At 38.1% G+C, this 12,346-nt stretch carries 16 protein-coding genes; 11 read left to right on the forward strand and 5 right to left on the reverse strand.

The features are described 5' to 3' along the window. The first annotated feature begins 74 nt into the window (after positions 1-74). On the forward strand, positions 75-485 hold the full coding sequence (locus JOD17_RS07055; RefSeq protein ID WP_204696540.1) for a hypothetical protein: 411 nt from the start codon (positions 75-77) through the stop codon (positions 483-485). 22 nt (positions 486-507) lie between these two features. On the opposite strand, the gene JOD17_RS07060 is transcribed toward JOD17_RS07055, so the two are convergent. Further along, complete coding sequence (locus JOD17_RS07060; RefSeq protein ID WP_204696542.1) at positions 508-708, reverse strand: hypothetical protein; 201 nt, start codon at positions 706-708, stop codon at positions 508-510. A gap of 218 nt (positions 709-926) precedes the next feature. Here JOD17_RS07060 and catA point away from each other — a divergent pair, with 218 nt between their 5' ends. From catA to JOD17_RS07095, 7 genes are all read left to right on the forward strand, one after another. Beyond that, positions 927-1,574 carry a type A chloramphenicol O-acetyltransferase gene (gene catA / locus JOD17_RS07065; protein WP_204696544.1) on the forward strand — a complete coding sequence of 216 codons (648 nt, stop codon included), beginning with the start codon at positions 927-929 and terminating at the stop codon, positions 1,572-1,574. 408 nt (positions 1,575-1,982) lie between these two features. Then, positions 1,983-2,600, forward strand: a complete 618-nt coding sequence (locus JOD17_RS07070; protein ID WP_169967008.1) for a CPBP family intramembrane glutamic endopeptidase — start codon at positions 1,983-1,985, stop codon at positions 2,598-2,600. Positions 2,601-2,615: 15 nt separating this feature from the next. Then, entirely contained in the window at positions 2,616-2,993 is a 378-nt protein-coding gene (locus tag JOD17_RS07075) for a DUF4440 domain-containing protein (protein ID WP_204696546.1), read from the forward strand. 90 nt (positions 2,994-3,083) lie between these two features. Continuing rightward, entirely contained in the window at positions 3,084-3,395 is a 312-nt protein-coding gene (locus tag JOD17_RS21700) for a hypothetical protein (RefSeq protein ID WP_338028766.1), read from the forward strand. Between the two features lie 313 nt (positions 3,396-3,708). Beyond that, positions 3,709-4,515, forward strand: coding sequence for a DUF4037 domain-containing protein (locus JOD17_RS07085; protein ID WP_204696548.1), 807 nt, complete (start codon positions 3,709-3,711; stop codon positions 4,513-4,515). 883 nt (positions 4,516-5,398) lie between these two features. Next, a complete protein-coding gene (locus JOD17_RS07090; RefSeq protein ID WP_204696550.1) occupies positions 5,399-5,992 on the forward strand; it encodes a TetR/AcrR family transcriptional regulator in 594 nt (197 codons plus the stop codon). 86 nt (positions 5,993-6,078) lie between these two features. After that, positions 6,079-6,576 carry a small multi-drug export protein gene (locus JOD17_RS07095; RefSeq protein ID WP_204696552.1) on the forward strand — a complete coding sequence of 166 codons (498 nt, stop codon included), beginning with the start codon at positions 6,079-6,081 and terminating at the stop codon, positions 6,574-6,576. Positions 6,577-6,660: 84 nt separating this feature from the next. Here JOD17_RS07095 and JOD17_RS07100 read toward each other — a convergent pair whose 3' ends face one another. From JOD17_RS07100 to JOD17_RS07110, 3 genes are read right to left on the reverse strand one after another with little or no spacing between them, the layout of a single operon-like run. Further along, a complete protein-coding gene (locus JOD17_RS07100; protein WP_204696553.1) occupies positions 6,661-7,374 on the reverse strand; it encodes a hypothetical protein in 714 nt (237 codons plus the stop codon). Further along, positions 7,371-8,243, reverse strand: coding sequence for an ATP-binding cassette domain-containing protein (locus tag JOD17_RS07105; RefSeq protein WP_204696554.1), 873 nt, complete (start codon positions 8,241-8,243; stop codon positions 7,371-7,373). Before JOD17_RS07105 ends, JOD17_RS07100 begins: the two co-directional genes overlap by 4 nt. Continuing rightward, positions 8,236-8,604 (reverse strand): GntR family transcriptional regulator, encoded by a 369-nt coding sequence (locus JOD17_RS07110; protein WP_204696555.1) that lies wholly within the window; start codon positions 8,602-8,604, stop codon positions 8,236-8,238. The genes JOD17_RS07105 and JOD17_RS07110 overlap by 8 nt, the downstream gene beginning before the upstream one ends. Before the next feature lie 372 nt (positions 8,605-8,976). On the opposite strand from JOD17_RS07110, the gene JOD17_RS07115 reads away from it, so the two are divergent. The 3 genes from JOD17_RS07115 (at position 8,977) to JOD17_RS07125 (ending at position 11,427) form a co-directional block, all read left to right on the forward strand. Further along, positions 8,977-9,588, forward strand: a complete 612-nt coding sequence (locus JOD17_RS07115) for a TetR/AcrR family transcriptional regulator (RefSeq protein WP_204696556.1) — start codon at positions 8,977-8,979, stop codon at positions 9,586-9,588. 128 nt (positions 9,589-9,716) lie between these two features. Next, positions 9,717-10,661, forward strand: a complete 945-nt coding sequence (locus tag JOD17_RS07120) for an ATP-binding cassette domain-containing protein (protein WP_204696558.1) — start codon at positions 9,717-9,719, stop codon at positions 10,659-10,661. Further along, the gene (locus JOD17_RS07125) at positions 10,654-11,427 is read left to right on the forward strand and encodes an ABC transporter permease (RefSeq protein ID WP_204696560.1); all 774 of its coding nucleotides are present in this window, start codon (positions 10,654-10,656) and stop codon (positions 11,425-11,427) included. Before JOD17_RS07120 ends, JOD17_RS07125 begins: the two co-directional genes overlap by 8 nt. Positions 11,428-11,599: 172 nt before the next feature. Here JOD17_RS07125 and JOD17_RS07130 read toward each other — a convergent pair whose 3' ends face one another. Then, positions 11,600-11,782, reverse strand: coding sequence for a hypothetical protein (locus tag JOD17_RS07130; RefSeq protein ID WP_204696562.1), 183 nt, complete (start codon positions 11,780-11,782; stop codon positions 11,600-11,602). Positions 11,783-12,346: the final 564 nt, after the last annotated feature.

The following is a 12,346-nucleotide window of genomic DNA, read 5'->3' on the forward strand; positions in this document are numbered from 1 at the left end:
CTTTTGTTCATGAAACCGGGCATTACCTTCTTGGTAGGTATATAGGAATTCCAAAAGAGGCGATACGTATTAAGATGAAAACGCTTTTACCTCATGTAGCGATTAAGAAACATGGGAATTGGATTTCACCTGTCCAGTATGAAGCATATAAAGAGGCTTATTTCGAATACGATCGAGACGATCATTATTCATTTCGTTTTATCAATGCGGGATTTATTGCGGAATTGGTATTTATATTGGTTTGTGTACCTATCTTCAATGTTGTTATAGGTTATCCTCCGTTAAGCATCTCCTTACTTCTAACAGCACTTGTTATCTACTTTGTTTATTTAGGGATGAGCATTGTTATGACGATCAGAACGAGGAATCCTTGGGGAGACTTTGGTGCAATGTGGCACATATCAAAACTTCAATCATCGATACTCATTATGCTATCAATAGCAATTAAAGCTAGTTTGCTAGTGTATTCAATCTCTCTGGTGTGATTCATAAATTCAGAAAGCGTTGTTATTCACCCCATAACTTGCCGACAAGTAAAAACCGTAAACCGACAAAAATGAGACCGAAAATAACACCTGTCAGTACATATACTAAAATCGAAGTAACAGATAGTGCGTCACCAAAAAGCATAGACCAAATCATATACAGTAGTGGCATTGCAATTGTTGGGATCAGAATAAAAAGAAGAACGGTCAGAAAACGATTCATACGATCACCTCTTGTTATCCAATACCCGAGTACACTGAAACAATGTCATAACAATTCGACAAATGATTCAGGTGTAACGGCATGGTACGCGTTGATTTTGACAAGAAACCTACTATACAATCAAGAGTACGACTCATATAAGGGTGAACCATTTTGAAGAAAACAGATGAAACGGCCTCCTAAATCATTGTAAAGCACTAATTTAGGAGGTAAATAAAATGACATTTAATTCAATTACCCTAGAGAATTGGGAACGCAAAGAATACTTTAATCACTATTTAAATCAACAAACGACATTTAGCATGACAACAGATATAGAGATTAGTTCGTTAAAAGCAGCAATTAAAAGAAAAGGATCCAAATTCTACCCAACATTTATTTACATGGTGACAGAAGTGATCAATGCAAATGAATCTTTTCGAATAAGCTTCAATAATGAAGGTAAGCTCGGTTATTGGGAGAAATTGATTCCTTTCTATACTGTTTTTGATGAACAAAAGCAATCGTTTTCTAATCTTTGGACAGAATCAACAGGTAACGTTTTAACTTTTCAAAAAGACTATGCTCGTGATGTAGCCGAGTACAACCACATTGGTGGTCTATTTCCTAAAAGCCCAATTCCAGCTAATACATTTCCGATATCAATGATTCCATGGAACTCTTTTAGTGGATTTAATTTGAATATCGGTAATGGTGGCGATTTTTTATTGCCAATTATTACAGCGGGAAAATATTATTTTAAAGGTACAGCAACGTACTTGCCGGTTTCATTGCAAGTGCATCACGCGGTTTGTGATGGCTATCATGCAGCGTCATTTATGAATCAATTGCAAGAATTAGCGAATACCACAACTGAATGGTTATAAAGGTATTAGAAACAGCTGTGTTTGTTCACAGCTGTTTTTAATGAAGGAACGAGCTGTAAGACTCCTGCGTAGGCTCTTAAGTCTTTAGTTACTTAGCTTCATATGTTAAGATAAAATAAAAGAATGTTCTGTCAATTTTATTCAGATAACCCTTTAGTTATGGAGGTATAAACAGATGAGTAACGCAACAAACAAATAAGCAAAGGCTAAAAAAAGGATTGGTTCTTTGTATTTGCTGAAATGGCCTTTTATGTTGGAATGTTTATTCGTGGTTTCTTTAAGTAACAATCGAATCGTAATGAAAATCACTGTTTAAAGTACTGCAGTGATTTTTATTTGAAAGGAAGTTGTTCGAAAAAACGATGTAGCTATGCTTGTAGGTCTCAGCAATTTTGTTAGGGGGTAAAAATGGATTTAACATCATTAATCTTAAGCTCCATCTTGCAAGTGTTGCTCTTTACTTCTATTCCATTTATTTTTTGGCTGTTAACCGCAAGAAAAGACGTAAAGTTCTTTGGCTACATCGGCTTACATCGAATAAAGATGAATACGTCTGTTTTAAAATATAGTGCGTACCTCATAGGAATGATTTTCCTTATGCTAGCTATTATCGGGTTGATGGCAGTCAGTGGATTGAGTGACTCCAGTGACATTGCAATCGCACAATTCGCAGGATACGGTATCGTAGCAATCATCCCGGCGTTGTTTTATGCATTTATCCAAACTGGTTTATCCGAAGAGATCTTTTTTCGTGGATTTGTTGCGAAGAGGCTTATAAACAAGCTAGGTTTTCGTTTAGGCAACTTCGTGCAAGCATTCATTTTTGGAGTCGTGCACGGCATCATGTTTATTTTTATCACTAACTTCTTAGTAGCAATGATGATTATTACTGTAACAGGCGTTTGTGCTTATCTTTTAGGTTGGATGAACGAAATGAAGTCTGGAGGATCGATTTTACCGAGTTGGTTAATCCATTCAGTCGGCAACTTTATTGGCGCGATTTTTATTATGTTTAACATCATATAAAAGGGAGACGTGAAAATGGAAGTATGGGACGCGATCACGAACTACCGTACTGATTTGAATCTTGGAGATGTGGAGAGAATTAATGGTTGGGTTTCAGATGACTTTATTGGGTATTTTGGATATTACAATGACGTTGATTATCGTGTGTATAGAGGGCAAGAGTATCGTGATGACAATGTACAAACATTTATAGGATACCAAGGAAAAAATCCTACATTCGAGTATAACGACCTTACATATAATCTACGTAAGCACGATGAATTGATTCTGACAGCAACGATTGATTTCTATCTTGAAGGTCAGAATCAAACGACTGTGTTGACAGTGGAGGTATTCAAAAAAGAAACGACAGGCTGGAAGCTTTATCGTCAACATATGGAACATTACGGGTAAGCAGTTGGTTAATCGGATTCATCCTACTATTCTCATTGCGTAAACAATGAATGGTAGTATAGTAGTGTATTTTATGAAAAGGATGATCCGATGTTTAACCCTAAATTTCACTCAAAAGAAGGTTACGATCAAGCAATTGGAGAACTCGTTTACATGCTCGAATTAACAAGAACGATGACAGAATTTGAACTTGCTGAGTTAACAACGAATGAATTGGATTTTCTTCATGATCAAAATAGTAACTCAATTGGCATGTTACTTTCACATATGGCATCGATTGAATATTTACACCAAGTCATGTCGTTTGAAGATCGCATGTTCAATGAGCAAGAAGAGAAAGAATGGACAGCGGCCCTACAGATGGGCGAGCAAGGAAGAACAGAGATTCATTCTAATGATTAACCGTACTATTTAGAAAAGCTGAGTAAGGTAAGGCAAGTGACTTACGATTTCCTTAAAGAGCAAGATGACCAATGGCTTTATGAAGAAAGGCATTTTCCAGATGGAACACCGTACAATAACTATTATTTATGGTTTCATGTTATTGAAGATGAAATCAGTCATAGAGGTCAGATAAAATTAATTAGACGTTTAATAAAAGAAAAGGCGACCGTAAATTAAACACATTCAGCAACTGAGCGCAAGTAAGGCTTAAGAGCCTGGTTGCGCTTATTATTTGATTGATTTAACGGCATAATGTAATAGGGGTGATGTCATGGAATTACTTGAAAAAGGTAAGGCAATCAGCGCGTATTATCGTAACAATCAAAATGTTGATTTAGTCATGATTGCAGGTTCGGTTTCACGAGGCTGGGCGGATCACTTATCGGATATTGAGATCTATGTGCTTTGGAATGAAGCTCCAACAGACGATGATCGAAAGAAGCCAATAAAAGAATTACAAGGAGAATTAATCGAGTTTCACCCCTTTGAAGAAGATGAATGGTCAGAAAGTTATGTGAGTTCGCATGTGAAGTATGAAATTAGCAACTTTTTAACTTATCGTGTACGAGAAATTGTACACGAAGTTACAAAGGAATATGACACTTCAATAAATAAGCAATTAATAGTCTCGAGTATTAAAAGTGGCATTCCAGTCTTAGGGAATGAATTGTACAGTGAACTTGTAGCACAAGTAACCCCATACCCTAGAGAACTAACGATGGCGATGATACATAAGTATATGAAACTAACGAATCAATGGAATCATCGTGAAGCGTTGATGAAAAGAGATGATTGGTTCATATTGAAACAAGTCATCAGTTCAGTTCAACTGAATTATAACTATATGTTCTATGCCATCAATCAAGAATACATCCAACACCCGGTCTTTAAATGGAACAGTCAGGTAACCAGTCAATTCAGGCTCAAACCTAACAACTTAGAAGAGCGACTAGAAAGGATTAATTTCAGCCCACTTGAAGACAGTATCTTAGAATTGGAGTTGCTTCTAGATGAGTTGTATCTGCTGGTTGAAAAGCATTATCCAGAAGTGGTCCTAGAGAATAATAATAGTTCGTAAGCAACTTTAGAAAAGTTAACTACGTAAGGCAAAGAAGCAAGTTATTCATTATTGAATGACTTGCTTCTTTGTTAGTCCATTAGCAGGGCTATTCGACATTAATAAAAAAGGTGCTCACATAGAGGGTGATGATTAGAAGTAAGAACGTATTCATAACCACACCAAGAATCCCTAATATTTCCCCACCGATCGCAGCTGAAGTCTTCTTTCCGTTAGAATACGTAATGGCTTTAATGCCAAAAACGATTCCAATGTAAGGGATGAGTAAAGATAATACGCCAAAGACGAATGCTTTACGGTCATCTTCTAGAAATCTTAGAGGAGATCTAAGAATAGGAACACCTCCAAAGTCTATGGCTGATAACAGCAAAGGACCAAGTATGAGTGCAAAGAAAATTACGGAGTAGCTTGCTTACTTTTGCTTAACATAATATCGATATAATCGAATGATGAGGACGATAATTAGGATAAGAATTATGAAAGCGATCACTGAAGTAATGACGGCTCCCCAGTCAATGCCAGTACTTAATACTTCGATTTTATCTTCTCCTTTCGAACGAATCATTGAGATAATTGTAACAAACAAGAATATGGTTATGTGTTTTATCGGTGATCTAGAAAGGGACGATTTGAAAGGTTCATGCTCTCTATACCTAAGAGTAGTGGAAGTAGTATGACAATAACTCCAATAATCATGATGATGCTACCGAATAACCTCGAGAAGAAGTCGTCTGTAAAGGTCATCCCTTGTTTTAAAACAAGCCAACGACACCGGGAGCTTAATTAGGTATCGTTGCTTTTTCTAAAATAATGTATTAATATTTAATAAACTGATCGGTCAGTTTACTATGCTAGTCATTAACATTGAAGGGGAATATTCATTATGGCTCGACCAGTAGGACAAGGAGAACAGACAAAGAAACGTATTGCGGAAAAAGCAAAGGTGATTTTTGAACGTAAAGGGTACGCGGCAACTTCGATGGAAGATATTCGTGAGTATTCTCAGATAAGCAAAGGCAGCATCTATTATCATTTTAAGAGTAAGGAAGAGCTCTTTTTGTATACCGTTGAGAAGGCGTCTGAATCATGGAGAATGGAGTGGGAGAAAGAAGCCAATCAACTTGCTACAGCAACCGAGAAACTATACCTTCTCGCTCGATTTTATGCTTCGGATATGCAAAATCCAATTTCAAAAATTGTACCTGAATATATGGGTTCGGAGAATATCGAAGAAATGGTGAAAGAAAAGCTGATCCATCTTGTTCAACCGGAGTATGATGTTTTTTATGAAATTATAAATGAAGGTATACGTAATCAAGAGTTTGTGAGTAATAAAACGGTCGAAGATATCTCGCATATTCTTTATAGTACACTCACAGGTATGAGTATTACACAGTTCCTTGGTTACGATGAGGAGAAGTTCTATTTGCTTTATCAGAATGCGATCGAAATCTTTTTGAATGGGATTGAAAAATAAACCCTATGCCTCATAATCGTGAGGCTATTTTTCCCGAAGTTAATAAACCGTACGGTCAGTTTATTTGATTGTGAAAGGAGAATTTTATGTCAGCAATCGTTTTGTATATCATTGTTTTCATTATTGCAGCTACACCCTTTTTAGAATCGACGTTAATTATTCCTATAGGGATATTGGCAGGCCTTAATCCATGGAGTGTTACCATGATTAGTATCATTGGGAATTTAATGACCTTTTTAATCGCAATTACCCTGTCTGAGCAATTTATAAAATGGTTAGAAAATCGACCGAAAAACAAAAAGAATGAAAAGAGCGATAAAAAGAAAAAAGCAGTTAAACTTTTGAAACGATACGGATTACCTGGTCTTGCAGCCATTCATCCTGTGACGGTTGGAAGTAGTCATGCAACGGCTTTAATTGCTCGTTCATTAGGAGCCTCTAAAAAGTCCACAACATTATGGATCGGTGGAAGTATCATCGTTTGGGCGATTGTTTTTGCTGTGCTTTCAATTGTTGGCGCAGATTTTATATACTCTCAAATCGACTCCGATGGACTTCTTAATCGTTGGTTCAATTTAAATTAATCTTAATGCAAATCAGTATCATAGAATAAAGCAAAGGCTACTTCAGGTCTAATCATGACCTAAAGTAGCCTTTTATCAATCGTGTTATTCTGGTTTAGGTTCTTTCCAGCCTCTGCTAAATAAATAGCGATCGCCTTTTTCTAGCGGTCCGTTTTTCATAAACAGATAAGAAAGCAGTACAAATAGTGCAGATATACCTGCCAGGATGTGAACGAATGCGAGTTGTTCAGTAATGAAGAATTCGAAGAGGGGACCGAGGTCCGCAAAAAAGACCGTCGCGAGCGAACCAATTAACAGAACAGCACCTACACTTAACGTTCGTACTGTACCGAGGTTAAAGTAAACCGTTTGTGCGAGCACTCCAATACCGAACAGAATGAACATCCATAATACGTCAATCCACACATATAAGAAGGGATTTGATTCATTCACAAGGTCTCCCATGTGAAAGATATATCCTTGATTTAGTACGTATGGACTTAAAGAATAGAGCCCATTTAATATGATTGCGCTTAGTACAAGATAGATTCCAATGGATAGAAAAGTTGCGATCATATATTGCTTTCTCGTGCCTCCCAAGGAGAGTATGCATTTGTAAGCTTTCATCAAGATAAAAGGATACACAAGAAAAATGACATAGAACGGGCCGAACGTGATTCCCAACTGCTCATTGCCATCGGTATAGAAGCTTAAAATAATAAACAACCCCATTAAAGCGATTGTTATACCAACGTTCCAGAAGAACGTTGGATTCATTTCTTTAATGATAATCTTGAATGGTCCTTTGAGTGTATTCATGCTTTCATCGTCCCCTTTTTTGTTAGGTTCACGAGGTAGTCTTGAAGTGGTGCTTTTTCAATCTTAATACCTGTTGCTTCCGTGCGCGTGATTAAGCTTTCGTCATAATCGTCGTCAATCATGACGTGAAGTTGTTTGCCGATTTTGCGTTCCTCAAGAACAATGCTCGTTCCGATCACCGATTTGACAGCTTCCGCTGGTCCTGTTAGGAGTACTCCTTGCCGCTTTAATTTCTCTGTATCTTCATAGCGAGTGATGGTGTGTTGATTGATCAAGGCGATTTTTTCACAGAGTGGCTCAACTTCATCAATGTGATGAGTCGACAACATGATCAGGCGTGGAGAGTCTTCATACGTATCCAACAACACATCATAAAAGGTTTTACGCATACTCGCATCGAGCCCGTTTGCTGGCTCATCCATAATCGTAACGGGCGCTTTGCTCGCAAGTCCTAGCGTGATTTTAATCATGCTTTTCATGCCTTTTGAAAAGTTTCTGATCTTCTTTTTCCTCGGTAACTCAAACACATCCAATAAATGTTCGGCAAATGATTGGTCCCAATTTTCATTGAAATAAGAACCGAAACGGAGTGCATCATCAACATCCCATAAATCTGAAAATGGATGGTCTTCTTGCATAAAGGTTACGTGGTTCATTGCTTCTGGATTGTTGTATGGGCTGACCCCATTTACGCTAATTGTTCCTTGATTTGGTTGTTCCATACCGGAAAGCAACTTCATCAACGTTGTTTTCCCGGAGCCACTGCGCCCCCATAATCCGATGATCATCGGTTCGTTCTCGTGTAACGAAACCTTTTGCAAGGCTTTTGCATTCCCATATGAAAACGATACGTTATCGATTTTAATCATCATAATCCTCCTCAATCAATTGTATAAATTCTTCTTTCGACATTTGAAGTCGCTTAGCTTCGCTCAGTGTGGGCTTAACGTATTGAATATAAAACTCTTCTTTACGCTTCGTTAGCAGCTCATTCTTGGCTCCTTCTGCGACAAACATCCCAACACCTCGTTGTTTATAGGCATAACCGGCCTCAACAAGCATGGATAGTCCTTTTTGTACGGTTGCCCGGTTCACTTGATAAAACTTAGAGATCTCTGTTGTTGATGGAATTTGCTCTCCTTCAAGCAATTCGCCATCAACGATATCATCAGCAATCATATCGAAGATTTGCTGGAAAATTGGTTTTGACTCATCTAGAACAGACTTCACTAAACGCTCCTTCCTCACTTCTATGTTGAGTGGTTGATTAGTCGTGTAATCAACTATACATCCGAAAGGTCATCTTGTAAAGTGTGATGTTGCGAATTACCATTTTTTGATAAACACTTGTTGAAAAGAAAGGTCAATAATTTGGGGAATAGCAGTGAGGGGATTATGAATGGCAAGGTCTGGTTTTAAGATTTTTTGTAGTGTTTGGCAGTTGCAACGGGTTTATTCGCTACGAACAAAGGGGACATATTGTTTGTATACATCTTCGATTAAGATTGAAGTCAATTGACAAAACTACGAGTTAATCATACCTTTAAGACAAGGAAGCTAAATGAACGAGACTACATATAAGTACAGAAGGACTGGGGATCTATGGCACCACAAAATAAAGAACAACTCGATCAGAAGAAACATGAACGCAAAGCACAAATTATGCGTGCTGCGATTAAAGTATTTGCTGAAAACGGGATTAAACTGACAAAAATCAGTATGATTGCAAAAGAAGCGAAAGTGAGCCACGGGCTCGTCTATCATTATTTTACTTCTAAAGATGAGATCTTGTATGCAAGTTTAGATTGGGCGGTTGAAGAGCATAAATCTGCAAAGCTTTTTCAAGAACTGAATGATCATGAGGTTAGTCCGCTTGAACAAATTAAGCAGTTCACTTTATTTGCATTTACAGAGAGTGATACAGAAATTAGCAATGGCGTGTTTCGGATTATCCAGAATTTAAGTTCTACGAACGACCTACCTGAACATTTAGTGCAATTCGTAGAAAAAGCAGGACAATTCTACATCGAATCTTTGTATCCTCTTTTTGTTGAAGGACAGAATTCTGGAGAGATTATTAAGGGTGATGCGGAAGAATTGTTGGGTATTTATTTGACAGTATTGTCCGGCATAATGGCAGATGATCCAGCGTTTTGGAAGGATAATACAGAGCAAAAAGTTGGCATTTTAACTAGGATGATCTCGGAAAGGTAATTGTGATAAAAAAGATTGACATAAAAATAAAGCGTACGTATTATAAAATTGACTGAATGAGTCAGTCAAAAAAATTTTGTTGTTAAATTGACTGAATTAGTCAATCAACATAAAAGGAGAGATCTTTCATGACTGATCAGGTCATCTCGGTACAGGGCATTAAGAAAAGATATGGTGAGCATCTCGTGCTAGACGGACTGAGTTTTCATGTGGAACGAGGTTCAATCTTTGCTTTATTAGGCGAAAATGGCGCTGGGAAAACGACGATGGTTCGTATTTTAGCGACGTTGATCAAAGCTAACAGCGGCTCTGCAAAAATCGGGGGATATGATACCGACAGTGAATCCGTGTCTGTAAAGAAATTAATAAGTTTGACTGGACAATACGCAGCAGTTGATGAGTTGCTCACTGGTGAAGAGAATTTGCAAATGATCGGCCGGTTAAATCACTTGGATCACCGTACGGTTAAAGCACGCACAGTAGAGCTACTCGAACAATTTGACTTGAGTGGTGCTGCAAAAAAACGAGTAAGTACGTATTCAGGAGGAATGCGCCGTCGACTTGATATTGCAATCAGCTTGTTTGCGAATCCTGAAGTAATCTTCTTAGATGAGCCAACTACCGGTCTGGACCCTCGTAGCCGCAAAAACATGTGGGAATTAATTCGTAAGCTGGCTAATCGTGGCGTGACGATCTTCTTAACAACGCAGTATTTGGAAGAAGCAGATCAGCTTGCGGATAAAATTGCGGTTATGAATAACGGGAAAATCATTGAAACGGGAACCTCAGAACAATTAAAAAGCATCATTGGAAAGGAAAAGCTGGAGTTAACGTTCCAAGACCAAGCTTCTTTCGATGAAGCGAGTAAAGTCATCAAAGGGCAAATAAACGAAAGTGAGAAGGTCATTTCTGTTGAGACGGAAGGTTCAACGGAAAGTTTACGTCGCCTTTTGAATACGTTGCATGAAAATCAAATAGAACCCGTTGCAATGCATTTCCGTAAACCGACATTGGACGACGTATTTCTTGAAATTACAGGCAAATCAACAAAAGGAGTTTCGTCAAATGACTAATTCAAGATTGTATTGGGCTGCGATGGACGGGTGGACGATGACGAGACGTAGCATAAAACATATCGTTCGAGAAAAGGAATCCCTAATGATGGCTATTGGATTACCAGTTGCTATTATGATTATGTTCGTTGCAGTATTTGGAGGAGCAATTCAAACGGGAACGGACTATGTCAATTACGTTGTTCCAGGTGTCATTATTACGTGTGCAGGCTTTGGAAGTTCGATTATCGCAGTAAGTGTTACACAAGACATGATTGGTGGGTTATTTGAGCGCCTACGCAGCATGCCACTTCATCCATCTTCGTTAATGGTCGGCCATGTGATTGGTGGCTTCGTTCGGAATGCGATTGCTACGACTGTCGTCATTCTAGTCGCACTACTGATTGGTTTTCAGCCAGAGGCAGGGGTAGTAGAGTGGTTAGGAGTTATTGGTATCTTAACCTTATTTATGCTTTCTCTTAATTGGTTATTTGTCGTATTTGGATTGCTTGTAAAAAATGTAGAAACAGCCAACGCGATCACATTTCCGATGTTGTTTCTGCCTTATGTGAGTAGCGCATTTGTACCTACTGAAACGATGCCTTCATGGCTCCACACCTTTGCAGAAAATCAACCGATGACCCCGTTAATTGAGACATTACGCGGACTTCTTCTCGGTACACCGATTGGCACGAACCTGTGGTTATCCATTGCTTGGTTCGGGGGATTGCTCATCATTTCGTTTATTGTCGCAACGATTTTATTTAAGAAGAGAAAGACTGAGTAGAGATTAATAAATGGACGTCGTTCTCTTAAAGTGAATGACGTCCTTCTTCCTTCAATTTCTTCCGTGGCATTGCTACATCCATTAAGTAAGAAAAAAGCAGCTATGCTCGATAAAGTTTTCATGACATATCTAATACGAACCCCTCTTAATCAAAATATCAACCTGCAAAAGCCTAGAAGAAAAAGTAAAAGAGTATGATACATAGCACGATGATGAATGCGAGGGTGAAGACTCTTGAAAGGCAGCTTCCTTGAGCGAACGTTTCAGGTCTTCCAACGATCCCTTTATCAACGGATTCACCGATCTTTTCTTTCGGTTCGTTCCTCTTCGAATGATAATCTGAATTATTGGTCATCTCGAAACACTCCTATAATACGTTCGTTCATACAATTTCCAGAGGCGTTAGTGTTCTTCAGTACATGTACCCGTCTTTATAGTCCTTAAAAACGAACGTTATTGAAACACTACGGTGAATATGGTGTAATTGCTAACAGTATTTTTAACTTAGGGGAGTCGTTATAAGGCATGAGAGTTTTTTTGAAAGAGTTTTCTTATTATTTAGCGGCTATCGGATTGGCGATTTTATTCTCAATCGTTGTGTCATTTTTGAATCCGTTAATAAGAGCATTTTCTGATCTAGTGCTAGGAACGACGCTATTGGATTCAGGGAATTTTTCTATTGTGGCAAACGATTTATTTTTATCACTTATATTGTTAACAGTGATTGTTCCTGTAGTAATTGTATTTTATCCTATAGGGATCCTTATGAAATACGTAGTACTTAGCGCGCGGGGAACTCGAAAACGTAGAAACCAAAGGCACGAAGCGTAAGGCGTGAGAGTTTTTAGTAAATGAAGGTGTTTCTTCACAGGTCTATAAAACAATGACTTCCTTCTTTAATGTCTTCCTGTAAGTCACT

The organism is Geomicrobium sediminis, from assembly GCF_016908595.1.
Taxonomy (GTDB): domain Bacteria; phylum Bacillota; class Bacilli; order Bacillales; family Marinococcaceae; genus Geomicrobium_A; species Geomicrobium_A sediminis.